The organism is Mariniphaga sediminis, assembly GCF_003573545.1.
In the GTDB taxonomy this organism is placed as follows: domain Bacteria; phylum Bacteroidota; class Bacteroidia; order Bacteroidales; family Prolixibacteraceae; genus Mariniphaga; species Mariniphaga sediminis.
The window spans coordinates 68,521-94,199 of the sequence record NZ_QWET01000013.1 but is presented as its reverse complement, the minus strand read 5'-3'; the positions used below and the strand labels follow the sequence as shown (position 1 = coordinate 94,199).

General features: G+C 43.3%; 19 protein-coding genes. 9 read left to right on the top strand and 10 right to left on the bottom strand.

What is annotated here, in order from left to right; genetic code table 11:
* Positions 1-120: 120 nt before the first annotated feature.
* The 9 genes from priA to D1164_RS16275 form a co-directional block, all read right to left on the bottom strand.
* Complete coding sequence (gene priA, locus D1164_RS16315; RefSeq protein ID WP_119350958.1) at positions 121-2,592, bottom strand: replication restart helicase PriA; 2,472 nt, start codon at positions 2,590-2,592, stop codon at positions 121-123.
* Positions 2,593-2,635: 43 nt separating this feature from the next.
* The gene (locus D1164_RS16310) at positions 2,636-3,499 is read right to left on the bottom strand and encodes a 4-hydroxy-3-methylbut-2-enyl diphosphate reductase (protein ID WP_119350957.1); all 864 of its coding nucleotides are present in this window, start codon (positions 3,497-3,499) and stop codon (positions 2,636-2,638) included.
* Entirely contained in the window at positions 3,496-4,194 is a 699-nt protein-coding gene (gene cmk, locus D1164_RS16305) for a (d)CMP kinase (RefSeq protein WP_119350956.1), read from the bottom strand. The genes D1164_RS16310 and cmk overlap by 4 nt, the downstream gene beginning before the upstream one ends.
* Positions 4,195-4,261: 67 nt before the next feature.
* Positions 4,262-5,284: a type IX secretion system protein PorQ gene (gene porQ, locus D1164_RS16300; RefSeq protein ID WP_119350955.1), complete on the bottom strand. Its 1,023-nt coding sequence runs from the start codon at positions 5,282-5,284 to the stop codon at positions 4,262-4,264.
* A 44-nt stretch (positions 5,285-5,328) separates the two neighbouring features.
* Positions 5,329-5,826: a YkgJ family cysteine cluster protein gene (locus tag D1164_RS16295; RefSeq protein ID WP_119350954.1), complete on the bottom strand. Its 498-nt coding sequence runs from the start codon at positions 5,824-5,826 to the stop codon at positions 5,329-5,331.
* A 3-nt stretch (positions 5,827-5,829) separates the two neighbouring features.
* Complete coding sequence (locus D1164_RS16290; RefSeq protein ID WP_119350953.1) at positions 5,830-6,750, bottom strand: DMT family transporter; 921 nt, start codon at positions 6,748-6,750, stop codon at positions 5,830-5,832.
* Positions 6,751-6,849: 99 nt separating this feature from the next.
* Complete coding sequence (locus tag D1164_RS16285; protein WP_119350952.1) at positions 6,850-8,172, bottom strand: aspartate kinase; 1,323 nt, start codon at positions 8,170-8,172, stop codon at positions 6,850-6,852.
* A 215-nt stretch (positions 8,173-8,387) separates the two neighbouring features.
* On the bottom strand, positions 8,388-9,296 hold the full coding sequence (locus D1164_RS16280) for an alpha/beta hydrolase (protein WP_172594489.1): 909 nt from the start codon (positions 9,294-9,296) through the stop codon (positions 8,388-8,390).
* 157 nt (positions 9,297-9,453) lie between these two features.
* Entirely contained in the window at positions 9,454-10,164 is a 711-nt protein-coding gene (locus D1164_RS16275) for a GntR family transcriptional regulator (protein WP_241558293.1), read from the bottom strand.
* A gap of 222 nt (positions 10,165-10,386) precedes the next feature.
* Between D1164_RS16275 and D1164_RS16270 the strand changes: the two genes are divergently transcribed.
* Positions 10,387-11,676 carry a dihydrolipoamide acetyltransferase family protein gene (locus D1164_RS16270; RefSeq protein ID WP_119350950.1) on the top strand — a complete coding sequence of 430 codons (1,290 nt, stop codon included), beginning with the start codon at positions 10,387-10,389 and terminating at the stop codon, positions 11,674-11,676.
* A gap of 24 nt (positions 11,677-11,700) precedes the next feature.
* Positions 11,701-14,169: an alpha-ketoacid dehydrogenase subunit alpha/beta gene (locus D1164_RS16265; RefSeq protein WP_119350949.1), complete on the top strand. Its 2,469-nt coding sequence runs from the start codon at positions 11,701-11,703 to the stop codon at positions 14,167-14,169.
* A 430-nt stretch (positions 14,170-14,599) separates the two neighbouring features.
* Here D1164_RS16265 and D1164_RS16260 read toward each other — a convergent pair whose 3' ends face one another.
* Entirely contained in the window at positions 14,600-14,803 is a 204-nt protein-coding gene (locus D1164_RS16260; protein ID WP_119350948.1) for a transglycosylase, read from the bottom strand.
* Positions 14,804-15,049: 246 nt separating this feature from the next.
* Here D1164_RS16260 and D1164_RS16255 point away from each other — a divergent pair, with 246 nt between their 5' ends.
* The 7 genes from D1164_RS16255 (at position 15,050) to D1164_RS16225 (ending at position 25,674) form a co-directional block, all read left to right on the top strand.
* On the top strand, positions 15,050-15,991 hold the full coding sequence (locus D1164_RS16255; protein WP_206611037.1) for an aminodeoxychorismate synthase component I: 942 nt from the start codon (positions 15,050-15,052) through the stop codon (positions 15,989-15,991).
* Entirely contained in the window at positions 15,975-16,577 is a 603-nt protein-coding gene (locus D1164_RS16250) for an aminotransferase class IV family protein (RefSeq protein WP_119350946.1), read from the top strand. The genes D1164_RS16255 and D1164_RS16250 overlap by 17 nt, the downstream gene beginning before the upstream one ends.
* 140 nt (positions 16,578-16,717) lie before the next feature.
* Complete coding sequence (locus D1164_RS16245) at positions 16,718-18,070, top strand: PhoPQ-activated pathogenicity-related family protein (protein ID WP_119350945.1); 1,353 nt, start codon at positions 16,718-16,720, stop codon at positions 18,068-18,070.
* An 86-nt stretch (positions 18,071-18,156) separates the two neighbouring features.
* Positions 18,157-19,128, top strand: coding sequence for a PKD domain-containing protein (locus D1164_RS16240; RefSeq protein ID WP_119350944.1), 972 nt, complete (start codon positions 18,157-18,159; stop codon positions 19,126-19,128).
* A gap of 23 nt (positions 19,129-19,151) precedes the next feature.
* A complete protein-coding gene (locus tag D1164_RS16235; RefSeq protein WP_119350943.1) occupies positions 19,152-22,586 on the top strand; it encodes a SusC/RagA family TonB-linked outer membrane protein in 3,435 nt (1,144 codons plus the stop codon).
* 18 nt (positions 22,587-22,604) lie between these two features.
* Complete coding sequence (locus tag D1164_RS16230) at positions 22,605-24,257, top strand: SusD/RagB family nutrient-binding outer membrane lipoprotein (protein ID WP_119350942.1); 1,653 nt, start codon at positions 22,605-22,607, stop codon at positions 24,255-24,257.
* A gap of 103 nt (positions 24,258-24,360) precedes the next feature.
* Entirely contained in the window at positions 24,361-25,674 is a 1,314-nt protein-coding gene (locus D1164_RS16225) for a CehA/McbA family metallohydrolase domain-containing protein (RefSeq protein ID WP_119350941.1), read from the top strand.
* Positions 25,675-25,679 lie beyond the last annotated feature (5 nt).

Below are 25,679 nucleotides of genomic sequence, written 5' to 3'. Positions count from 1 at the left end.
TATTCGATTGACTTCTTTTTCGTTCACCCGGTTTTATAAAAAGCACAAAACTAAGAAAAAATGAGAATCGGGGAAAGGCCGTGCATAGTTTTAGCCGGCCAAAGAGGTTTATCCTGCTTCTCAGGCAGGATCTACATCAATGTTGATGATGCAGCTGCTGTTTTCTTTAAGCCGGCGAACGGTTTCGATTCCCTGTGCGACAAATATTTTTACTTCATCGAGTGGCAGGAGCGGATCTATTTTTAACCAAATTTCCTTATGATACCACAACTGGATACGGCTTACCAGCGGAAACTCGGGCCCAAGTACTTTCATGTTTCTGTTCCGGCGTAACAAGTCTGCCAACTGACCGGCTACCCGGTTTACATTTTCCGGATTTTTGTGTTTTACAATGAGTTTAATAAACCGGTAATATGGCGGATATTTAAACAGCTGGCGTTCTTTCATTTGTTCCCTGAAAGCGTTGGTGTAATCCTGCCGTCTGATAATTTCCACCAATGGGTGCTCAGGTTGTGCGGTCTGAACCACCACTTTTCCCCGGCTGTGTTTTCTTCCGGCCCGCCCGCTCACCTGTGAAATAAGCTGGTAGGCCCGCTCATGCGCCCTGAAATCGGGGAAGTTAATGAGGTTGTCTGCATTTAAAATGCCCACAACACTTACATGCTCGAAGTCAAGTCCTTTGGTCACCATTTGTGTGCCAATCAATATGTCGGTTTTTTTCGTTTCCAGGTTTTTGATTATTTTTTCGAAGGCGTTTTTCGACCGGGTAGTGTCGAGGTCCATTCTGGCTATCTGAACCCCTGGAAAAAGCGGTTTCAGTTCATCTTCGATTTTTTCGGTGCCAAATCCCCGTGTTTTTATTTCGGGTGAACCACATTCAGGGCATTCCGGGGGCATGGCAATGCTAAAACCACAGTAGTGGCAATTCAGCCTTTTTTTGTATTTGTGATAAGTGAGGCTTACTTCACAGTTTTTGCACCGGGGAATCCATCCGCAGGTAAAGCACTGAACAAAAGGAGAATATCCTCTTCTGTTTTGGAAAAGAATAATCTGTTCCTTGTTTTGAAGCGCCTCTTCCATTAATCCAAAAAGCTCGGGAGTGAGTACCGATCGCATTTGTTTTTTCTTCCATGCGCGTTTTAAATCGGCAATGATTATTTCTGGAAGCTCTACATTCGAGTGCCTTTTTGTGAGGTTTACCAATCCGTATTTTCCGGTGAGTGCATTGAAAAAACTTTCATACGAAGGGGTGGCAGAGCCAAGTAAAATGTGAGCCGAATTTTGTTTCCCCAATACTACGGCCATATCGCGGGCATGGTACCGGGGCGCCGGATCAAACTGTTTGAATGAGTTTTCATGTTCCTCGTCCACAATAACAAGTCCCAGTTTTGAAAAGGGCATAAACAGCGCTGAGCGTGCCCCCAGAATGACCTGGTAACCTTGTTGCGGATTGGTTTGGAATTGTAATACCTTTTTCCATATTTCCACCCGCTCCTGGCTGTTTAGCCGCGAATGATAAATTCCTACTTTCGATCCGAATACATTTTTCAGCCGCTCAATAATTTGCGTGGTAAGGGCAATTTCCGGAAGCAGGTATAACGCCTGTCGTCCTGATTTCAGTACTTCATCAATCAGGTGAATGTAAATTTCCGTTTTACCGCTGGCCGTAATCCCGTGAATCAGCGCTACCTGATTTTTTTCAAAACAGTTCTTTATCTCTTCCAGCGCCTGTTGCTGGTGCCTGTTTAACAGGTTCAAATCTGCTTGCTTTTCCCGTTTTTCGTCAATGCGCGAAACCTGTTGCTGAAAAGATTTTACTATTTTTTTATTTATGAGACCGTTTAAAAGAGAAGCGCTAAATTCGGCTCCTTTCAACAATTCTTTCTTACTGATAAAGGATTTTTGTCCCGGTTGAAAGGCGTGGATTTTTTCGCAGAAAAGAAAAAGCAGTGCTTCCTGTTTTTTTGCGCGCTGCAACGTTTCAATTTTTTGCTCCAGAACTTCTTCCGATGTTATTTGGGGGTGAAATTTCAGATACGTTTCTGTCTTAGGTTTATATTTTGAATTTATTTTTTCCTCTACCCGAATGATATTCCGGTCGAGAAGTGATTTTAATGCCGAGTAAGAAAAATTATTTCCCAGCTTTTTTTGCAGTATCTCAAGGGAGGAAACATCCTGCTTAACCTGCTCAAGAATACGGAATTCTTTTTCAGAAACCGGGTGTTCTTCCTCGTTGCCGGTCAGCATAATTTTCGATTTGCTTTCCAGTTTTAACCCTGGCGGAAGAGCGGCCCGGAAAATATCGCCCAGCGTGCAGCAGTAGTAGCTTGCCATCCATTTCCATAATTCAAAATTTTGATGTAAAACCACCGGCTCCTCGTCCAAAAGCTGAATAATCTCTTTTGTTTCGATATTTTGGGGAGCGCTTTGGGAGAGGGAAAATACCAGCGCGGCATAAAACTTTTTTGCGCCAAACTGTACTACAACCCGTTGCCCTGGCCTGATTTGTCCGTGCCATTGTTCCGGCACACGATACGTGAATGCATCGTGCAGCGGGAGGGGTAAAATAACCTGGGCAAACATTTCGGGCATGGGTCTTATTTTTGCTTCATCAAAGAAACAAAAAAATCCCTGATCAATCGAATCGCTGGGTGACCCAGTCGGCTACTTCTTCCATCAGCCAGTTGGGCGTGGACGTTGCACCGCAAATTCCTACCGATTCAGCATTTTCAAACCATGCAGGGTCAATTTCGGAAGTGCGCGAAATGTGATGAGTCCTCGGGTTTTCTTCTTTACAAATGGTGTATAAATATTTTCCGTTGGAACTTTTATGGCCGGCCACAAACAGTATGAGGTCGAAATTAAGCACAAATTTTTTGAGGTGCGGTACGCGGTTGGAAACCTGCCGGCAGATAGAATCTTTAATTTCCACCGGAATGCCTGGCTTCATGCTTGTTTTCACCTTGTCGGCAATGGCATAAAAATCTTCTACTCTTTTGGTTGTCTGGGAGTAAAGGGATACGGGACGCGAAAAGTCTATCTGTTCTACGTCATTTATGTTCTCCAGAACAATCGCCTTGTTATCTATTTGCCCGTCGAGGCCAATTACTTCAGCATGTCCCTTTTTTCCGAAAATAACTATCTGCCCGTCTTGCGCCTTGCTTTTTTCGTACGATCCTTTTACTTTTTCCTGAAGTGTCAGAACTACGGGGCAGGTGGCGTCAATCAGTTCAATATTGTTATTCCGGGCATGTTCGTAAGTTTCCGGGGGTTCGCCGTGCGCCCGGATGAGTACTTTGCAATCTTTTAACTGATAGTATTCCTCTCTTGAAACAGAATGAAGCCCCATTTTTTCGAGGCGCTCTACCTCCATTCCGTTGTGAACAATGTCGCCAAGACAATATAACTTGTTGCTGTGTTTCAGTTCGCTCTCGGCAGATCGAATGGTTTTAATTACACCAAAACAAAAACCGGAACGTTGGTCAATTTCAACTCTCATTTCTCCTCCATTTTTTCTCTTGCTTTGTTCAAACTCCATTGCAACTGTTCTTCACGCGTGAGGTTACTGTTGTCGAGCACAATGGCATCGTCTGCCTTTTTCAGGGGACTTACCTCGCGGCCGGAGTCGATGGCATCACGCTGTTCTACATTTTGGAGTATTTCGTCAAAATCAACTTCCAGTCCTTTTTCTTTTAGCTCGAGGTAGCGCCTCTGTGCCCTTATTTTTGGCGATGCCGTCATAAAAATTTTCAACTCAGCATCGGGAAAAACTACGGTGCCAATATCGCGGCCATCCATCACAATTCCCTTGCTTTTTCCATTTTCGCGTTGTTGTTTCACCATTTCATGACGCACTTCGGCAATGGTGCTGACAGGGCTCACGTTTTGCGAAACTTCCAGTTGCCTAATCTCCTCTTCAATATTTTCACCATTTAAGAACGTCGTGTTCTTTTCTGCTTTTTCATCCCAGTCGAAAGTAATTTTTATCTCTTTCAACCTGGAAATGACCTTTTCCCTGTCGGGTTGGCCGTTTAAAAACAAGCCTTTACGCAGGGCGTAAAGAGTAACTGCCCGGTACATGGCGCCGCTGTCAATGTATACGTATCCCAATTCACGGGCCAGCGATTTGGCCAATGTACTTTTTCCACACGATGAATGCCCGTCGATGGCAATTACAATCTTTTTTTCGGTCATTAGTTTTGCTTTTAGGACAAAGATAAAAAAGGATTTTAAATCAGACCCGGTTGTCTTTTAATTAAAGTTATTCATTCAGATTTATGGCAAGAGAAAGCAGGTTGGAAGAACCGGCCAGGTGAAAACGGGAAGTGGCAAAGTCGAGCCGGAACCTTTTTATTTTTAGCCCGAACCCAAGTGAAAACCCCACCGTGGAAAGGCGTTCCTTAAATTTCAACTCCTGTCGCCGCTGGTAGTTATACCCCGCCCGGATTGTAAAATTGTCGGATGGAAGTATTTCAATGCCAAATACGGCATGCCTCATGATTTGTTTGGCAAAACTTTCCTGCCGTTCATACCAGTTTTCGAGGTTTTCCTCTTCTGCATCTTCATTCCATGCCAAATCCCAATTGGTAAGGTGCTGCATGGTGAGTGAAAAAACAACCGGAGCATATTTGAGCCTGGTACTGATTCCTGCCTGCAGGTTGAATGGAATGGGTTCGCGATCCCCGTTATTGTAGTAGGTAGTAATCTGTCCGCCAATATTTCTTGCTACCAAAGCCACATGGGTAAGGCTGTCTTTGCTGCTGAAGTTGATCCCTAAATCGGCTGCCAGGCCAAACGAGCGGTAACTTTCAAAAACCGAAAAAACAGGTTTAAGATTGGCTCCGTAACTAAGCCGTTTGTACTGGTTGGAGTAGATCATGTTCAGGGCATATTCGGCTGCATTAAAAAAATTTCCCGTAAGTATTCCCAGTTCGGTGGCTTCTTTAAAATCGCCGTAATTAATATAGTGCATTCCCAATGCAAAATTCCCGATTCCATCATATTTACGTGCATACGATGCATAACCGTAGTTAATATCTACAAAGTAGTTGACATAGTTAACCAGAACATTATGGTGCATGCCCTGGTGTAACAATGCCGGGTTATGAAATGGCAGGTTAAGATCCGAAGTATCTGTAAGGGCTATCTGTGTCCCTCCCAAAGCAGCCATCCTGGCTGAGTTGGTTAGCTCCAGAAACTGGTACGTTGTTTCACCTCCTATTTGGGCCCTGCCAATAAAAGCAGATAATATATAAAGAGTAATCAGGTAAATTTTCCGGTTCATTCGCTTTTTGTATATCCTCTTAAAACGCCAAATGTATTGAAATATTACTTTTTTTTCAACTCCTCAAAGATTTCATAAACCACAGGGCAGGTTTCACAGTTTTTGTGCGACAAATTTAGTATTTGCAAAAAACGCTTTCTGTCCGTGTGCGGATATTCGCGGCAGGCTTTGGGGCGACTGGCATACACCATGCAATAATTGTCGGGAAGCAGAAAGGGACATGGTCGCTCTTTAAAAACAAAATCGCCATCTTCATCGGTTTTTACATATTGTTCCAGAAAAACGGAAGGTTTCAGTTTTAAATGTTTGGCCAGCCGGTCAATGTCCTTGTTTGTGAGCCGGGGGCCAATGGTTTTACAGCAGTTGGCGCAATCGAGGCAACTGAATGAGTCAAATGCTTCGTGGTGCAGCTCGTGTACTACATCGTCCAGATTTTTGGGCTTTTTCTTTTTTAATTTCCTGATGAATGAGGCCGTTTCCTGCCTGCTTTTTTCAGTAAGAAACTGAAGCTCTTCCGGTGTTTTGTAGTTTATCTGCTGCATTTTTTAGATAGAATGTACTTCAATATTTTTTTGTTTAGGTAGTTTCTTTTTTCGGGTCTGAGCCAGGAATAGCCCGGCGATTACCACCAGGATACCAACTATTTGTTGTACGCCTAACTTTTCTTTCAAAACAAAAAAGGAGAGAATGGCCACAAAAACCGGAATAAGGTTTACAAAAGTGTTGGAACGGTTTACCCCGATTTGCCGGATGCTTTGGGTGAAAAACACAAACGCCAGGGTAGATGAAAAAACCGCAAGCAGTACAATGGCCCTGAATGCCTGCGGATGGAAGGGAGTAGCCAGAAAATCATTAAAACTTACTGAAAACCAAACAGGTAAAAACAAGAATATACCTATAAGGTTCTGGTAAGCAATAATGGTGAGTGTGTTGTAGCGCGGAACCACATACCGTAATACGATAGAGTAGGCGATAGCCCCAAAAACCGCAACAAACTCAAGTCCTATTCCCAGTGGAGAAGCGTCGAACCGAAAAGAACGGTCGAGTACCACAAGGGCTACCCCCAAAAAGGAAAAGATAAATCCGGCTATATTTTTCCAGCGAACCTTTTCCCGGAAAAAATACCAGGCGGCAATGGGCGACAAAAGCGGAATGGTAGCCACAATAACCGAAGCCACTGTGGAAGAGACATACAACAATCCATAACTTTCTCCCAAAAAATAGATGAAGGGCTCGAAAAATGCCATCAGGGCAAACAGGCCCAAATCTTTTTTTGTGGGTTTTTGCAGCCGTTTCAAAACCCAGGCAATAACCCAGATAAGTGCAGCCGAAATAACAAGCCTGAAAAGCACCACCGTAATGGGCTGATATGCCAGGTAGGCAATTTTAAACCACACAAAGGAGAAGCCCCAAAAAAATGCTGCGCCCAGCGCCGACCCGTAGGCCAGTAATTCTTTATTTTTCATTGGCAAAGAAACTGGCCGTAAAATTAACTTTTTAAGCCGATTCCCCGGAAAACTTTTTCCTTACCGTACCGGAAAATGCAGAAAGCAGCTTCTTCTGTTTTAATCGCCGTTATTCAGCAGGTTTTGGCTCAGTGCCTGCAATGTTATTTCCTTGTGCGAGTTTGGTACCAGCACCGAAATATTGTAGCGGCTTCCTCCATAAGAAATCATTCGGATGGGGATACCGTCCAGGGCATTGAAAAGTTTTGAAGCAAAGCCTTTTTCCTCGCCGATAATGTCACCTACAATACAAATAATTGTCATGTTATGATCTACTTCTACCGTTCCGAATTTATCGAGATCATTGAGAATTTTTTTCAAACGTTCCGTGTTGTCGATAGTAAGGGAAACGGCCACTTCTGAAGTGGAGATCATATCGATGGGCGTTTTGTATTTCTCGAAAATCCTGAAAACGTTTTTGAGAAATCCATAGGCCATTAACATACGATCAGAACGAATTTTTATGGCTGTAATTCCATCTTTTGCAGCCACCGCTTTTATACCTGTTCCTGCTGTTCTTGAAGTGATAAGAGTACCGGAATCAGAAGGATTCAGGGTGTTTTTCAACCGTACCGGGATATCTTGTACCCTCGCCGGAAACACGGTTTGCGGGTGCAGTATTTTTGCCCCGAAATAAGCCAGCTCAGCCGCTTCATAAAATGAAAGCTGATCAATTTTTTTTGTATTTTCCACGTACCGTGGATCGTTATTATGAAACCCGTCAATATCAGTCCAGATTTGAATTTCTTCGGCATCTATGGCTGCGCCAATCAATGAAGCTGTATAATCGCTGCCGCCACGCTGCAGGTTGTCAATATCTCCATCAGCATTCCGGCAGATGTACCCTTGTGTGATGTAATAATCGGCATCTCCAACTTCTTCTATAACCTTGTCTATATGGTTGCCAATGTATTGCGAGTCAGCAGCTTTGTCTTCGTCGATCCGCATAAAGTCAAGGGCAGGGAGCAATTTCGCCTGGTATCCTTCTTCGTTCAGTAACAGGGTAAAAAGTTGGGTCGAAATGAGCTCGCCCTGGGCCAAAATGGTATTTTCACCTACCTTGGTAAACCTTCCGGAAGTGAAAGATTTTATGGTGTTAAACGAAGATTTGATAATCTTCATCCCTTTCTTTTTATTTTCGTCTTTTTCAAACAATTCTTTTACTACCTTTTTGTAGCCCGATTCAAGATCCCCAATGAGAATCCCGGCAGTTTCCCTGTTCTTTTTCCACAGAAGATCTGCAATTTCCACTAAAGCATTAGTGGTGCCCGACATAGCTGAAAGCACAACGATTTTTTTCTCGCCGTCGGTAATTATTTCCATTACAGCCCGCATATTTTCAGGCGAGCCAACTGATGTTCCGCCAAATTTTAAGACTTTCATTTTTAAATGATTTTAATCTGTTTACCGGTCACAAAGATGTATTTTTTTTGCACAAATGGCACCTGTAGCCAATCAAATTTTTTTTACATCTCTTCCTTTTTTGTGAGAATAGCTGTAAGTGGCTTTTTTGTAGTGTTTTATGCGAAAGAAGGAATTTATTGGTTTTTTATCTTTTTATGAAGAATTTTGAGAAAGTATACATTTTGGGCGAATATTTATTCATTCTCCGGAAAGAACTTTTCCAGAAAAAATTCTACCAGGTCTTTTCCCGATGGATCGATAATTCCTATTTCCGGGGCATACACAACTGCTTCGAGGCCAACTTCTCCTGCTTTATTTTTTATGGCTTTGGCGTGAAGAGGATGGTGGTTTAACTCATCATCGTTGGAAGGAATGCCGTTTTTATGTTTGTTATAGACAAAAATAGGCGGATCGTTTTTATCCATTTTATTAAGGAAGTCGAGTTCGTTCCTGATTTCTTTGTACTCGAGTAAATCCGTGCCGTTCACCGTTTTCAATCCAAAAGCCGTCGCGATGGCCTGCCGCTTCTTCGGGGTTTCCGACATGGGGACTCCCACAATTTTTTCCCATTGAAAAATATCGTAAGTTGATTGCGTTGCAAATGCCCCTGCGCAGGTGAGGCGTGTAGATTCTCGCAATACCGGATCGGGATTCCCGGGGTCGGCCATTTCATCGCTAAAAGCCAGCCACAAAGCTGTTCCGGCACCGGCTGAGCCGCCCGAGCAGGCTATCCGTGTTTTGTCAATATTATACTTTGCCGCATGATGTCGGATATATTGCAGACACCTCTTGGAGTCATTAAAACTGGCCTTAATTCCATAAGGTGCTTCGGTCATAAACCGGTAGTTTATGGTGGCCACAGAAACTCCCGCGTCCAGAAAACGGACCAAATCTTCTGAGCCAAAGTATTTGGATTTGTCGCCGCCGGTAAAACCACCACCGTGAATATAGATGACAAGCGGGGTGGGGGTTTCAGAGTTAGCAAGCCAAATGTCGAATGTATTACGCGGGTGATCACCGTATTTTTCATTTACAAAAGTGGCTTGTTCCCCCCTTATGTTTAACGGTTCGGATATTTCCGTAAATTCAATTTCGTTTCCCAAAATTTACCTGTTTCATTTTACAATGAAATGACGTACCTTGTTTTCAATCCGCCATTTTTTCTTTTTTATTTCTGTTTTCTGATATTCAGTTCCGAAACTGAAACTTGGGCAAAAATAGGATTTAGATAAAAAGAGACAAAAATTTTTGACAGGAAAATTAGAATGAACCGAAAATGGTGTGTGTTTCCGAATTAAAATAGATGGTGGAATAGATGTTAAACCCTTCCTTGTTCGTGAATAGTTTTCGTTTGATGTAAAGTACAGGCTGCCCGTTTTTTAGCCGCAGTAACGTCCTGATTTTTTTGTCGGGAATAATGGCTTTCAATTGCTGTTCGCCGCCCAGGATGGTTACCTGGTAATGTTTACGTAACACTTCGAAAAGTGACTTGTTCTCAAATGACCGGCTGGTAAATCGTGGCAGGTTCATGTTCGGAAGGTGGTTGATGTCGTAAAAAACCGGTTTGCCGTCTACATACCGGAGCCGTTCCATAAAAATACATCCTGATTCTTTTTCGACTTCCGATAAGTTAAAAGCAAATGTTTCGGGCCATTGTCTGATTTCAGGTTTTTGCAGAATATCCGTTTTTAGGTAGCGGACTCCGATGGCTGAGGCAGTTCCTGAAATAGACAAAATGCCTATATTTTGAGGGGGTTTCCGCACAATACTTCCTTTTCCCTGCTTTTTCAGAATGAGGCCGTCTTTAACCAACGTGTCAAGTGCATGCCGAACAGTAGGACGGGTCATGCCGTGAACGGCGCACAATTCATTTTCAGAAGGGAGTAAACTTCCTTCTTCATATACCCCGGAAAGAATGTGTTTCCGAAGCAGTTCGTATAGCTTTCTGTATTGTGGTACGTTTTCCATCATGCCTCAAAGTTAAAAAATAATTTAAAATATTACGACAACTTGTATTTACAAGTTATTATTTTTACTTTTACACCGTCCAAAATCATTATTTGAAACTGATAATTTAAATACCTTATATTTAATAGGTATTTTAGAATAAATAATGATTGATAGATTTGCAATAACTGAGAATCTAATTGAGCATATTTGTATTAACAAGTTGATTAAAATAATTTAAAAAAAATGGCAATACCCGTATTAATGCCCCGCCAGGGCCAATCTGTTGAATCATGTATAATGGGACAATGGTACAAGTCGGTGGGGGAGGAAGTGAGTGAAGGCGATTTGCTTTTTTCTTATGAAACCGACAAAGCCTCTTTTGAAGAAGAGGCCAAAGCCGATGGTATTTTGCTGGCTGCCTTCTTTGAAGAGGGAGATGAAGTGCCGGTGCTTACCAATGTAGCGGTTATTGGGAAAGAAGGAGAGAGTACAGATGAGTTTGCTCCAGGAAATGAAGGTGCTTCGGTAGTTAAGGAAGATGAGCCGGAGCAGGAAAAAAAGGATGAAGAATCGTCCAAAGTAATTGAATTCGATGTGGAAGAAACGGATGAAGAAAGGCGTATCCGTATTTCTCCGCTGGCAAAGAACATGGCGGAAAAGATGGGCGTGAATGTTCAGTCGCTGAAAGGTTCCGGGCCGCGTGGCCGCATTATTGCGCGCGATGTGGAAGTAGCGGCACAAAAGGCTGGCGAAGTGGTAGCAACACCAAAGGCAGCAACACCGGAACCAGTTCAACCGGCTGTAAAACCTGCTGCCCCGAAAGTGTTGCAAACCGGTGCGGATTTCGAAGTAAAATCCATTCCGAACATTCGCAAGCTGATTGCTTCAGCTATGCATCAGTCACTGCAAAATTCGGCACAGCTTACACACCATCTTAGCGCTGATGCCCGGCAGATTTTAAAATTACGCAAGAAATATAAGAAAGAATACGCCGATGGAAATGTTTCCCAGAATGTAACAATCAACGATTTGGTCTGTTTTGCTGTTATTCGTGCGCTGGAGAAGTTTCCGCAGGTAAATACACATTACCTGGGCGACAAAATGAAATGGTTTAAGAAAGTGCATCTCGGATTGGCGGTGGATACTGAACGCGGATTAATGGTTCCGGCGCTTCAAAATGCCGATGATCTTTCCATAACCGGACTTTCTTACCAACTGCAACAATTGGCTACACAGGCCCGGAATGGAAACGTTAATCCAGACCTGTTGAGCCCGGAAGCCGCTACCTTTACGGTTTCAAATCTGGGGAACTACGGTGTCGAAATATTTACACCGGTCATTAACCTGCCGCAAACGGCTATTTTGGGCGTTTGTACCATTATTCCGCGTCCGAAGCAAATTGAGGATGGCGTTTACGCTTTTGTCCCCATGATAGGACTGTCGCTCACTTACGATCACCAGGCCCTCGACGGCGGTGAAGCTACCCGCTTCCTTGCGGAGATTAAAGATCAGATTGAGAACTTATCCGTTTAAAGTTGAATGTTAAAAGTTTAAATAATGCCTAAAAATCAATTCATAAATCCTGACGAGGTCAGGAAATCAAAACAACTGGAATTTAATCCCATTCCGGTAAACCAATACAATAAAACAATTGAGCAGGAAAAGGAAAACTTTACAAAGGAAGATTTTCTGCGCATATTTAATGACATGGTGGTAATCCGTGAGTTTGAAACCATGTTGAACCTCATTAAAACAAGGGGTGAATACAACGAGGTCCCATACAATCATCCCGGCCCTGCCCACCTTTCCATCGGACAGGAAGCTGCGGCAGTGGGTATGGCCTACACCCTTGATGTGGAGGACTTTATTTTTGGATCGCACCGCAGTCACGGCGAAATTCTGGCCAAAGGTTTGTCGGCCATTGCAAAGCTCGACGATGAAACGCTGGAAAAAATCATGGAAACCCATTTTGACGGGGTCACGCTGGCACCGGTGAAAGCAGGGCACACCGGCACAACCAAAGAGCTGGCAGTAAAGTTTTTGCTTTACGGAACACTGGCAGAAGTTTTTGCGCGCGAAACAGGATTTAATAAAGGACTTGGCGGTTCTATGCATGCCTTTTTTACACCGTTTGGCGTTTATCCCAATAATGCCATTGTGGGGGGCTCAGGCGATATCTCAGTGGGGGCTGCGCTGTTCAAAAAAGTGAACCGCAAAAAAGGAATTGTAGTGGCTAACATCGGCGATGCTTCCATGGGGTGCGGCCCTGTTTGGGAAGGATTGACATTCGCCACCATGGATCAGTTCAGAACCTTGTGGGACGATGATATGAAAGGCGGACTACCGCTTATTATCAATATTGTAAACAACCAGTATGGAATGGGTGGCCAAACATGTGGGGAAACCATGGGGTATGAAGTGGCAGCCCGCATCGGCGCCGGTTTGAATAAAGACCAGATGCATGCCGAGCGCGTGGATGGGTACAACCCACTGGCTGTTATCGACGCTTACCGTCGCAAGAAAAAAATTATAGATGAAAAACGTGGTCCGGTGCTTCTTGATGTACTGACCTACAGATACAGCGGGCATTCTCCTTCCGATGCTTCTTCGTACCGTTCGAAAGAGGAAGTGGAAGCCTGGGAAAGCCAGGATTCTATCGTGTGGTTTGGCAATGAGCTGGTAAATGCCGGAATTGCCACCAAAGAAGAATTGGAACAGATTAAAAGTGAAACGGAAAGTTTAATTACTTCAACACTGAAGTTGGCTATCGACGATGATGTTTCGCCGCGCATGGATATGAAAAAATATCCGAACCTGATTGGCGAAATGATGTTTAGCGACCAATCGGTTGACAGGATGGAAGATCGTGAGCCCGAAGTGAATCATCCAATGGAAGAGAATCCAAGGGTACAACAGCTTACCAAAAAAGAGCGGTTCATGTTTGACGCGAACGGAAAACCGCATTCTAAAATAAAAACCTATGCCTTGCGCGACGGAATTTTTGAAGCTATTGTGGATAGGTTTTACAAAGATCCTACATTGATAGCCTACGGGGAAGAAAACCGTGACTGGGGTGGTGCATTTGCCGTTTACCGCGGCCTTACCGAAGCATTGCCTTACCACCGTCTTTTCAACTCGCCCATTTCGGAGGGAGCCATTGTAGGTACCGCAATCGGTTACGCCATGTGTGGCGGTCGTGTAATTCCCGAAATTATGTATTGCGACTTCCTCGGACGGGCCGGCGATGAAGTATTTAACCAACTCCCGAAATGGCAGGCCATGAGTGGAAATGTATTGAAAATGCCGGTGGTTATCCGGGTTTCGGTAGGCTCCAAGTACGGAGCACAGCACTCGCAGGACTGGACAGCACTTGCCGCACACATTCCGGGGTTAAAAGTGGTATTCCCGGCTTCGCCCTACGATGCTAAAGGGTTGATGAATGCTGCTTTGCAGGGAACCGATCCGGTAGTATTCTTTGAAAGCCAGCGAATTTACGACATTGGCGAAATGTTCCACGAAGAGGGGGTACCGGAAGGGTACTACGAAATTCCGATTGGCGAGCCCGATGTTAAAAAAGCAGGTAGTGATGTGACCATTCTTACAATTGGCGCTACACTTTACCGGGCAATGGATGCCGCTAAAATTTTAGAAGAAAAATATAACCTTTCTGCCGAAGTTATAGACGCCCGATCGTTGGTGCCGTTTAATTACGACACGGTCATCGAATCAATCAAAAAAACCGGACGGATTGTTATTTCAGGCGACGCTTCAGCGCGCGGTTCATTTATGCGTGATTTGGCTTCGAATATTACCGAACTGGCCTTCGATTACCTCGATGCTCCGCCGGTAGTAGTAGGATCCCGCAACTGGATTACACCGGCCCACGAGCTGGAAGATTACTTCTTCCCTCAGCCGGAATGGATTGTAGATGCCATTCATGAACGTATTCTTCCGTTGGCGGGGTACTCCCCTGAAAACGACTTTACCGAAGAAGAACAGTTGGACAGGAACGCGAAAGGCATATAAAGAGGCTGCGGAGGTGTGCCTGCCTGTTCATCGGGCAGGGGTGGCAATCCGCACATTTGATTTTGCAGTATTTTCAGAAAGAGGGACTAAAGAGTTCCTCTTTTTTTTATGTGCCTTTTTGTACAGCCTTTGAGCAAAGTTGAACTACCTGGAAACTATTCAAGAGTTAATATTAGCTGATTGTCAGAAAATTAACCCAATCCGGGGTTGCATCTTTACACCGAATTGCCTTTCCCGAGTTTCGCACGGCGCTATTTTTATTTATGTCCTTCGGACACTTCTTTATCCCGAAAGGGATTAAACAATTATTTTGAATAGCTACGGGTAAAACCCGTTGTAGTGAGGTAGGTGTGAGACGACCCCTGCAGAGGGTTCAACCTTTGGTTCGAATAATAAGGTAAACCTGTATGAGACCAAAAATGGAGAAAAATTAGCGCTTTTTCCTCGCAAGGGCCAGGATTATTCCCAAAAGAGTAATAGCGCCACTAAAAATAACGGGTGTCCAGTCTGCTTTGCTAACAGCCACATCCACCCCCAAAACATTAAAACTTTCGGAATCCTGAATAGCCTGGTACCCAAAATACAGTAACCCGATCAGGCCCACAAAAAGTAATACGAGTCCTACTTTTTTCATCCTAAAATAATGAAGTTATGAATTGTCTTTTCTTTCTGTAATAAACGGGAGATTACTTCAATAGTTTAAAATTTTTTTGTTTCCTGAACCGGGTATCCCAACAATCGCGACTTTGAGATAGAGGGGGCTGGTTGTTTTTGTACCCTGTTGTTTTGCCGGAAAGTCATACTTTCTTCACAGTCATGGTGAATCAATTTTTTTTACCTTTGGACGCTCATGAAAAAAGGGAAAACCATACAAGAACAGATGAATCTCTTTGGAAGTCAGAGAGAACCTTTTGTTTTTTTGATTGATTTTCTAATGGAGCAACCGCTGATTTTTTCATGGAAAGAAGCCAGGGGAAAAATAAAATGGGAAACACCAGGTACTATTAATTTTGTTCATCCCCCGGAAACACCTGAATTGAAGCAGTGGAATTCGTATCCTGTCACCTTTGAAACATATAAAAAAGGATTTGACGTAGTCCTGGAACATATCCATAAGGGAGACACCTACTTGTTAAATTTTACCCAACCCACACCGGTTGAAACCAACCTGTCCCTGGAAGAAATTTTTTACCTCAGTGAAGCACCATACAAAATCTTGCTGGAGAATCAATTTGTCTGTTTCTCTCCGGAATCCTTTGTGAAAATTAAAAACGGAAAAATTGCATCGTTTCCCATGAAAGGGACCATTGATGCGGAAACGGAAAAAGCCGAGGAGCTGATTCTTTCCGATTCGAAGGAACTGGCAGAACACAATACGATAGTTGATTTGATTCGTAATGACCTGAGTCTGGTGGCTGAAAATGTTACCGTGGAAAGGTTTAGGTACCTGGAACGAATTCATACCGCCCAAAAAGATTTGTGGCAGGTAAGTTCTGAAATCACAGGGGCTTTGCCGGAAAACTACGCCTCTAGAATTGGCGATATCCTGTTTGCGATGTTACCTGCAGGGTCTGTGTCCGGAGCTCCGAAGAAAAAAACAGTGGAAATTATACAAAAAGCTGAAAACTACGAAAGAGGTTACTATACGGGTGTTTTTGGAGTATTTGACGGGAAAAACCTGGACAGTTGTGTGCTGATTCGTTTTTTGGAGAATCAGGACGGACACCTGGTTTACAAAAGCGGTGGCGGTATCACGTTTATGAGCCATGCGGAAACCGAGTATGAAGAAATGAAAAAGAAGGTGTATGTCCCTATTGCTTGAGACGATCAAATGTAAAGACGGAAAACTGTTTAATCTTCCGTTTCACCAGGCTCGTTTCGACCAGGCCCGAAGGAATTATTATGGTTTGAAAGATACAATACACCTCGAAGAAATCCTTAAAATCCCAAATAAGTGTAAAAATGGCCTTTTTCGTTGCAGAGTGATTTATGCGGGCAAAATTGAAAAGATTGAGTTTCTGCCGCATCAGTACCGACCGGTTGATAGTTTGAGGTTAGTAAAAGACTCTTCAGTTAATTATGATTTCAAATATACTGACCGGAGATTGCTGGAGGAATTATTTGCGCAGCGGGGAGATTGCGACGATATCCTGATTGTAAAAAACGGGTGTGTTACGGACAGTTTTACTGCCAATGTGGTATTTTTTGACGGATTACGCTGGTGGACGCCCGATACGCCGCTTTTGCCCGGTACTCAAAGAGCCCGGTTGCTTCATGAAAAGAAAATTTTTGAGTGCAGAATAACATTGGAAAATCTTCCCAAATACTCCAAAGTAGGCCTGATTAATGCCCTGCAGGATTTAAATGAAATGCCGGTAGTAAGTGCAGAAAGAATAATTACTTTTTAACCACGAAAAGTATTTTTACTACTCCATCTTTTCTTTTGTGTTAAAATTCCATGTAAAAAAAACAATTTTCAACAAGAAAAGAACAGGTATTCTGTATATATTTGGTATCAAGCAACAGAATTCACTTTAAAAGAATACCTATGAACAGAACTATTAAACTCTCAGTAATTCTATTGCTGGTTCTCTCCCTGATGTGGGGTTGTTCGTCTAACCGGGCTGTAACACCGGAAACAGCTTTGGAATCCTACCTGGCAAACAACGACAAATCGTTTGAATGGGAACTGGCCGATTCTTATGAACAAAACGGACTAAAAGTTTACAACCTGATGGTGACTTCCCAAAAATGGCGGGAATATACCTGGAAGCATCAGGTTGCGGTAATTGTGCCGGAGAAAATTGATTACGATGGCGCGCTCCTCTTTATTACGGGAGGAAGTAACAAAAATGAAATGCCAAACTGGAAAAAACCAGACGATGGCACCATTCAGATGATGGGAATGGTCGCACAAAAGAACAATGCTTTGGTAGTCGTGGTTTTCCAGGTCCCGAACCAGCCACTTTTTGATGATCTTACCGAAGATGAGATTATTTCTTTAACCCTCCACAACTACAGGAATGATAAAGACTTGACCTGGCCACTGTTGTTCCCGATGGTAAAAAGCGCTGTCCGGGCAATGGATGCTGTTCAGGAATTTTCGTCGCAGACCTTAAAGCACGAAATTAACAGGTTTGTGGTTTCCGGAGCATCGAAAAGGGGATGGACCACCTGGCTCACCGGCGCCAGCGATCCACGCGTGGAAGCCATTGCCCCAATGGTGATCGACATGCTGAACATGCCCGTGAATATTGATTATCATGTGAAAGCATGGGGGGATTACAGTATTCAGATTGCAGATTATGTAAGGCTGGGAATAGCACAGGATGTGAATACTCCCGACGGGCAGGAAATTACAACTATGATCGATCCGTATTCTTACCGGAAAAAATTGACCATGCCCAAACTAATCTTTAACGGGACCAACGATGAATATTGGCCTGTAGATGCAGTTAAAAATTATTTAGATCAAATTCCCGGTGAAAATTACCTTCATTATGTTCCCAACGCAGGCCATGGTCTGGGAGATAAGAAGCAGGCTGTTCAGGCTTTGAGTGCTTTTTTCGGTGAAACACTTGAAAGGAAAGGATACCCTGAATGTAGCTGGGAAATTAAAGAAAACGGGCGCGAAATTCTCCTGCATGTCAATGCTTCGGAAGAAGAACTTGCGGGTGTGGTTTTATGGACTGTAGATTCGGATGACCGGGATTTCAGGGATAACGAGTTCATAAAAAAAGACTTGCCAAAAGGAGAAAACAGCGTGGTTGAAGTTACCCTTAGTTATCCCGAATCCGGGTTCCGAGCATTTTACATTGACCTTTTGTATCCCGATAAAAACGGCGACATTTATTCTATAAGTACACGGATGTTTGTAGCCGATGAGAATGAAGTTCTGTAGCCGTTGACAGATATTTGTTTTAAAATATTTTAACATTCTATTGAAGAATGCGTAAATAAGTAGAAGATTAACCAATAATTTGAACTATGAAACGAAAACTAAAATTTTTGATCTTGATCTTTTCTATTCTGACGATGTGTGTGTTATCGTCATGTAAAGAAGATGAATCCCGACCGACTTTCCCTCTTTCCGCGGAAATTTTTCACAGTATTGCCGGAAAACAGGTAGCATTTACTGCACTCACCCACAGCGCTGAAAACTGGACGTGGAATTTTGGTGACGGAAACACCAGTACAGAAAAAAATCCGGTCCATGTTTACGAGGAAGGCGGTTATTATGTGGCCTCATTAACGGCCAGTGATGGTGCCGGAAATTCGGTTGCCAAAGAAGTGAACCTGGCCATTGAACTTACACCCTATGCACTGCTGACCGGCGATCATACCGCCGATGGTTACAACGGAAAAACCTGGAAGCTGACATCTGGTCATGTTGCGGCAGGAGATTACTTTGCCAATGCTGATGCTGACTTAAGTGTTGTAGAGGGTACTCCAAAACCGTTATCTGATGGAATATTCAGTGCTCAGTTTGCAATGGGTGATGTTTACAAGGACGAGTTTACCTTTCACTATGACGGCAGCTATGAGCATGATGTAAAAGAAGATGGCGCTTCTTTTGGTGGTCTCGTATACGAATTGGTATTAAGCGGAGGAAGTTATGATAATGTTGTCAATGCAAATGGAAAGGACTATGGACTTTGTATTGCAAAATACACTCCTCAAACCGGAGCTACGTTTACTTTTTCTGAAAATGAAGACTTTACGGTGTCTTCTGTTTATAGCCCACCCACCTATTCTCTCACTTTCAATAATGTGATGACATTGGATTTTTCGGGTACAGAGTTTATCGGATTCCGCGATTTTCAGCGTAAAGTAATAGTAAAATCCATTTCCGATTCACGCATGCAATTAATAATGTTTATGGCAGCAGGCTCAGATCCTGTCCAGATTATTGGCATAAACACGAATGCCCTGGTACTCAGTTTCGACGTCGTTAATTGAAACCTGTTTTAAATTTATTCATTATGAAAATAAAAAAAGTAATACATATAAATGGCCGAATTTTCGCCTGTATATTGTCGTTGGGAATACTCATCAACCTTTTTGCTGTTGATGCCATTGCCCAGGAGACAATAAATGTAACAGGAACGGTAACCTCTGCTGAGGATGGACTTACCCTTCCCGGAGTCAGCGTAGCAGTTAAAGGTGCCGCAGCGGGTACTGTTACCAATATGGATGGAAATTACAACCTAAAAGTAGCGAATGATGCAACACTGGTTTTTTCTTTTATCGGATTTAAAACGCAAGAAGTTGCTGTGCAGGGCAGAAGTACTATCAATATTGTAATGGAGGTAAGTATTGAAGCCTTGGAAGAAGTGGTTGTTACCGCCTTGGGGATAAAACGCGAAGAAAAATCACTGGGGTTTTCTGTAGGAAAAGTCAGCGGTGAAGAGTTAACCAGAGTTGCCCAGGAAAATGTATTAAATTCTATGGCAGGAAAAGTTTCCGGGGTAACCATCAGTTCAACGGGGGGAGCTGGTTCTTCTGTAAATATGGTTATTCGGGGAGCTACCTCAATAAGTAATGATAACCAGCCCCTTTTTGTGGTGGATGGTGTGCCCATGTCTAATACCGTAAACAATGTGGGTGGTTTTGGATCTGATAACCGTGTGGATTATGGAAACGCGATTGCCGACCTCGATCCGGAAAGTATTGAAAGTGTTTCTGTCCTTAAAGGCCCGAATGCTACCGCCTTATACGGCTCCCGTGCGGGGAACGGGGTCGTGCTCATTACTACTAAAAAAGCACAAGAGGGAGGATTAAAGGTATCAGTTACTTCCAATACCGTTATGGACTTCCCGGTTCGATTTCTGGGAGTACATACCCAATTTGCATCCGGTTTTTTCTCGTATCGCCCTGAAAATGTGGGAGGTGGTGTGTTGCCGGAAATAAATCCTATTGAAGGAACAGGGGCCGGGCCGGAAAATGACAAAGGCTATTGGGCTGTACAATGGGATTCTCCTTTAGATGCTAATGGAGTGCGTGTTCCTACGGAAGTTGTTTCTTATCCCAACAATTTCAGAAATTTTATTAACGATTATGCTTTTACCACAACCAACGGGGCTTCAATTTCAAGCAGTTCATCAGCTGTTAATTACCGGTTGGGGGTTACAAACATGGTTCACAATGGGTTGATTCCCAATTCCGATCTCAACAAAAACAGTTTGTCGTTGTCTGCTTCTTCAACCCCACGAAAAAATCTTACCATTAGCTCTGATATCAACTTTACCAATAGCTGGGCTGATAACAGACCCGCTTCCAACCGGGGAACAAATCCACTGCAATGGGTCTATTCTCATCCTTCCAATATTGATATCACAAAATTAAAGGACTACGGTTCGGGCAACGATATAAAACGTGTTTCGGGGGGACACGAAAACCCGTATTTTCTTGCTAACGATGTAAACAATAGTTTTGACCGTTACAGGGTATATGGCAATATAATGGCCACCTGGGAGATATCGTCCAAATTAAGCTTGATGGGACGCATGGTACTGAATAAAACAGACGACGTACGTGAGACCAAAATAGCTCCCGGCTATACGAAAGAGCCCAACAACGGTGCTTATGGAATTGTTAGCTCGGTTAGCCTGGAACGTAATATGGATTTTTTGTTTACTTATGAAGATTCCTGGAATGGCTTCGCTTTAACAACATCGGCCGGAGGAAATGTCCGTTATGCGAAATCGCAAAGTGTAAGTAATTCTTCCAAGTCGGGGTCAGGGTTGAGTGTACCCAACCTGTTCACTGTAGGAAATATTAGTTCAGGATCTTTGGTTTACTCCAGTTACAAAAGCCAAAGACAAATGAATAGTCTATATGCCTTGGCAAACCTGGCCTGGAAAGAAATTGCTTATATAGACCTGACAGCCAGAAATGATTGGGCGAGTACTCTTGTTGCAAGTAAACGTTCTTTCTTTTATCCTTCAGCATCGCTAAGTTTAATGGCCGATCAGATCTTAAATCTGGGAGACCGGGTTGATATGTTAAAAATTAGAGGAGGATGGGCTCAGGCAGGAAACGATACAAACCCATACAGGTTAGAAGCAACCTACGGTGATGCAGGCCAGTGGGGTGACGCAGTCAGGTTAGCAAAAGCTAGTGGGCTGCTTAGTCCTAACCTTAAGCCGGAGATAGCAACGTCATGGGAAATTGGAACAGATATCAGATTGTTTTCAAATAGGCTACGGTTTGAAGGAACATATTATACCATCGACAACCGGAACCAGATATTTTATGTTCCTCTTGCAGGATCAACAGGTTTTAGCAGTATTAATATAAATGCGGGATTGTTGCAAAGCAAAGGCTTGGAATTTATGATAGGATTGACTCCTGTAAGAACAAGGGACTGGAAATGGGACCTCAATCTTAATTTTACGAAAAATGACACAAGGATACTGGAATTATCAGAAGAATTGGAGTTTGTTGAATTCTGGGATCAGGCAAGAGTTAGAAATATAGGTTATGTAAAAGGGAATAGTGCTGGCCCTGATGGTCTCATGAATACTTCTGATGATATTTATCATGACGGACGTGTAGGTAATTTATACTCCCGGAAGGTGATGCGGGTAACTGACCCTGATTCAGAGTATTATGGATTTCCAATACTTGGAAGTGGACTTGACGCCGAATGGCAGGGGGAAGATGAATATTCCAAAGTAGGAAACTATAACCCCGATTTTATTATGGGACTACAATCTTCCCTGACATACAAAAATTTTACTTTAAACATGACTTTTGACTGGCGATCTGGAGGTCAGTACGTGTCTCAGTCATTCCGATATTTATCTGAAGATTCCATGTCAAAAGTATGGCTCGACGGACTGGTTCATCCGGGAGATTTGGGCGGCGCTGCCAGCGGTGCATTGCGTGACTGGGTTCTTGCCAACAAAGAACAATTGTTACTGGGCGATGATTTAAGACCAGTTGGAGGACCTACCCCTGAGTTTGGAGGATTTCCGGAAAGTTTCAGTGGAGTGACTGTTTACGACGGAACTTTTGCTCCGGGGGTAATTGGCTACCACGATGAAAACGGGAAATTTATTTTGGAACAGGAAAACCTGGGAGGTGAAGGCACTGTGTTTTTGCCTTATGTGGTGAGCTATCCATGGGATATAGGTGAAGCCAACCTGTTTGATGCAGATTATGTGAAGCTAAGGGAAGTATCATTAACTTATATGGTACCTCAAAAGTTCTCGCAGAAACTGGGTATGCAGGATATAAATCTTTCATTATACAGCCGCAATATTATTTTGTGGACGAAAGATTCTGAAATGGGAGTTGATCCGGAAAGGGCTTATCAGGCAGAAGGAAACGGCAGGTTCAACCAGGGAGTTGAAAGATACAATGCTGAACCCTGGGTTGTTCCTATTGGGTTTAAACTGGGTTTTTCTTTTTAAACGCTAAAATTTATTATCATGAATAAAATAAAAAACAGTTTCGTAGTTGCATTGACTATAATCCTTGCTTCTTTTTTCTCCTGCAAGGATCTCGATGAACTGAATATCAATCCAAACGGAGCAGATCCGGCCATTGCCGATCTTAACCTTTTAATGCCCACTTTTGTTGTAGGAATTGGCCAGCAGGTTGTCGGCCTGGGAGTTGGCGATATTGCCGGTGTAATGCAGCATACCCAGAAAGACGGTTGGTCAGGTGGGCATAATGATTATGACTGGGGTATTGGTAGTAAAAGCTGGTCGGGATACTACGGAATTCTAAGAAATATTGATGAGTTCCATAAGAAAGCAATTGAGGGAGAGTATGAATTTCACCAGGGAGTTGCTTTGGTCATGAAAGCTTATACTTTTGGATTAATAGCCGATTTGTGGGGTGATGCACCTTACACCGAAGCCTTGAAAGCTGAAGAGGGTGAAGGATATTTTAAACCTGTATTTGATCCGCAAAAGGATATATATCTTGGAATTCTGGCTGATTTGGAAAATGCCAACACCCTTCTGTCAAAAGGGGAGGAAGCTTATATGAATATTGTCCCGACACAGGATTTAATATATAGCGGCAGTGCATCAAAATGGAGAAAACTGGCTAATTCCCTGGCTTTGCGTTATTACATGCGGCTTTCGGAAAAAGAATCTGGCATTGCCCAGGAAGGAATTAGTAAAATCGCCTCAGATCCCGGTACATACCCGGTAATTACGAGTGCATCTGATGATGCAACAATAGACTATATCGGGTCATCACCTTCTGACTCCTGGCCTACAAATACCGTTTATGATACAGACCCCAGAGGAGCCTATTTTCGCGTAAAAATGTGCGCTACATTGGTAGAAGCCATGCAGGAACTAAACGACCCACGTCTGGGTGTTTATGCCAATAAAATTGAGATTCCGCTTCAAAAAGTTGAGGGAGAAGAAATTGACAGGATTGTAAATGGTATCCGGGAGGTTTCACAGGATATTATTGATGATTATACCGAAGCATGGGGGGTTGGTGTTGACTTCGACACGGAATATGTAGGAATACCTCCATCAATTTATGCGGCTCCTCAGTACAATCTAAATCCCAATCTCGATCAGGCCGTCTATAATCCGCATTGTTCGCAGTTAAATGACATGTATAAAGAAACCAACGGAGATTTATTGCTGATGCGGCTTATGTCAGCTGCCGAAGTTCATTTTATTCTTTCAGAGGCGGCCTTGTATGGTTGGATTTCTGGAAGTCCTGATGAGCATTATGCTTCTGGAATTCAGGAATCATTTAATGCCTGGGGCCTTGGCGATGCATTCGATGGGTATATTGCTGGCGCTCCCTATTCGGGGCTGGAAAGTATTATTGAACAAAAGTGGATAGCAAGCTGGACAGCTGCGGCTGAGTCCTGGTTTGACTGGCGGAGAACGGGTTTGCCGGAATTGCAAACAGGAGAATCAGCCAGGAGAGAGGCGCTGCCACTTCGTTTCTACTATCATTATGCAGATGAAATAGCTAAAAATACAGTAAATGCTGAAGAAGCTATTTCCCGGCTGGAACCTACTCAATACAAAGGGAATGACCCGAGCAACAATAGTGCCTGGTCGAAAATGTGGTTATTACAGGGTACGGGAAAACCTTACTAAATAAGATGTAACCACTTAGATGAAGCAGGCAAATAATACTGCCTGCTTCATTTTTTTTGCCTCTGTTGCTTTTGACTTTTCATAAAAGAATAATCATGTTATAATGAAAGTGCTCCGTTCTTTTTTTAAAGGGGTGAAATATTTTGTATTCCTGTTTTTTGGGATGTTGCTAATTATTTTCATCGTTCTTTTTATTCCTCCAATCTGGCGTAATCTGGTAACTTATCCCGGGCTGGAAAAGAAGGTAGCTGCCTTCAATAAACTCCGGAAAGAACCGCCCCGAATGACCGAACTTAATACTTACCGGGGCATCTTACATGCTCACAGCTTTTGGTCGCATGACAGCGAAGGAACGCTCCACGATCTTATTCCTGCTGCAAAAAACAACGGCATCGAATTTATCTTTCTGACTGACCATCCGCACGGCAATCTTGATACTTTTCCGCGCGGTTACAGTGGGATGTTCGATGGTGTGCTTATTGAACCGGGCAGCGAAAAAAAGGAACTGGGCGTATGGCCACTGGACTCTGCCGTTATTAACTGGGGAACGGATAAAGATACCCTGATAAAACAGGTGGTTTCTTCCGGCGGAATGGTAGTTTACGTTCATACGGAGGAGGCACATAATTGGGGCAATCCTTTTTACCAGGGCATGGAGATATATAATTTTCATACCGATGTAAAAGATGAAAAGTGGCTGCCTCACATTGCCAACTTTTTGGTAAACGGAAAAAGATACCGGCACTGGGCTTTGCGGGAGGTATTTGATGAACAGAAAACCATTCTGGCACGCTGGGATTCACTCAATAACCACCGAAAGATTTTCGGCTACTCTGCAGTTGATACGCATGAAAATATGAATATCCGCGCCCGGAAAATGGATAATGGATTCATCCAATGGGTGGGCCCCAATGCTAACCCGTTCGATACGGTCAGTGTTAATTTCTGGAATAGCTGGCTTTTCCACGAACCGGATGAGAACGGCTGGGTTTTCCGGTTTATGATTGACACGTATAACGAAGGTTTTGGGTACATTACCAATTATGTGTTAGCTGATACTCTGTCTGTTTCTTCCATCTCTTCGAACATAAAACGCGGACACCTTTATGCCGCTTTCAAAAGTCTTGGCGATGCCAAAGGTTTTCTGTACTGGTCGAAAAACACAGGGAATGAAACCAGCGGAATTTTGGGCGATTCTGTATCCATAAATCAGGCTGCTTCGTTGCATGCAATCTCTCCCTTGCCCGGCCGGTTCAGACTGCTGCGAAACGGGGAAACAGTGGATACTTCCGCAGAAACATATGAATATACCTGGAATAAACCACTGGAGAGAGGTGCGTATCGTATGGAGATACACGTAGATGTGAACGGTACACTTACTCCCTGGCTTTATACCAACCCGATTTATATTTATTGATTTAA

Excerpts from the sequence above, each read along its gene's own strand:
- D1164_RS16225 (WP_119350941.1), top strand. The coding sequence starts at position 24,361 with ATGAAAGTGCTCCGTTCTTTTTTTAAAGGGGTGAAATATTTTGTATTC.
- D1164_RS16290 (WP_119350953.1), bottom strand. The coding sequence starts at position 6,750 with ATGAAAAATAAAGAATTACTGGCCTACGGGTCGGCGCTGGGCGCAGCA.
- D1164_RS16270 (WP_119350950.1), top strand. The coding sequence starts at position 10,387 with ATGGCAATACCCGTATTAATGCCCCGCCAGGGCCAATCTGTTGAATCA.
- porQ (WP_119350955.1), bottom strand. The coding sequence starts at position 5,284 with ATGAACCGGAAAATTTACCTGATTACTCTTTATATATTATCTGCTTTT.
- D1164_RS16240 (WP_119350944.1), top strand. The coding sequence starts at position 18,157 with ATGAAACGAAAACTAAAATTTTTGATCTTGATCTTTTCTATTCTGACG.
- D1164_RS16255 (WP_206611037.1), top strand. The coding sequence starts at position 15,050 with ATGAATCTCTTTGGAAGTCAGAGAGAACCTTTTGTTTTTTTGATTGAT.
- D1164_RS16275 (WP_241558293.1), bottom strand. The coding sequence starts at position 10,164 with ATGATGGAAAACGTACCACAATACAGAAAGCTATACGAACTGCTTCGG.
- D1164_RS16260 (WP_119350948.1), bottom strand. The coding sequence starts at position 14,803 with ATGAAAAAAGTAGGACTCGTATTACTTTTTGTGGGCCTGATCGGGTTA.
- priA (WP_119350958.1), bottom strand. The coding sequence starts at position 2,592 with ATGCCCGAAATGTTTGCCCAGGTTATTTTACCCCTCCCGCTGCACGAT.
- D1164_RS16230 (WP_119350942.1), top strand. The coding sequence starts at position 22,605 with ATGAATAAAATAAAAAACAGTTTCGTAGTTGCATTGACTATAATCCTT.
- D1164_RS16295 (WP_119350954.1), bottom strand. The coding sequence starts at position 5,826 with ATGCAGCAGATAAACTACAAAACACCGGAAGAGCTTCAGTTTCTTACT.
- D1164_RS16245 (WP_119350945.1), top strand. The coding sequence starts at position 16,718 with ATGAACAGAACTATTAAACTCTCAGTAATTCTATTGCTGGTTCTCTCC.
- D1164_RS16285 (WP_119350952.1), bottom strand. The coding sequence starts at position 8,172 with ATGAAAGTCTTAAAATTTGGCGGAACATCAGTTGGCTCGCCTGAAAAT.
- D1164_RS16250 (WP_119350946.1), top strand. The coding sequence starts at position 15,975 with ATGTCCCTATTGCTTGAGACGATCAAATGTAAAGACGGAAAACTGTTT.
- cmk (WP_119350956.1), bottom strand. The coding sequence starts at position 4,194 with ATGACCGAAAAAAAGATTGTAATTGCCATCGACGGGCATTCATCGTGT.
- D1164_RS16310 (WP_119350957.1), bottom strand. The coding sequence starts at position 3,499 with ATGAGAGTTGAAATTGACCAACGTTCCGGTTTTTGTTTTGGTGTAATT.
- D1164_RS16265 (WP_119350949.1), top strand. The coding sequence starts at position 11,701 with ATGCCTAAAAATCAATTCATAAATCCTGACGAGGTCAGGAAATCAAAA.
- D1164_RS16235 (WP_119350943.1), top strand. The coding sequence starts at position 19,152 with ATGAAAATAAAAAAAGTAATACATATAAATGGCCGAATTTTCGCCTGT.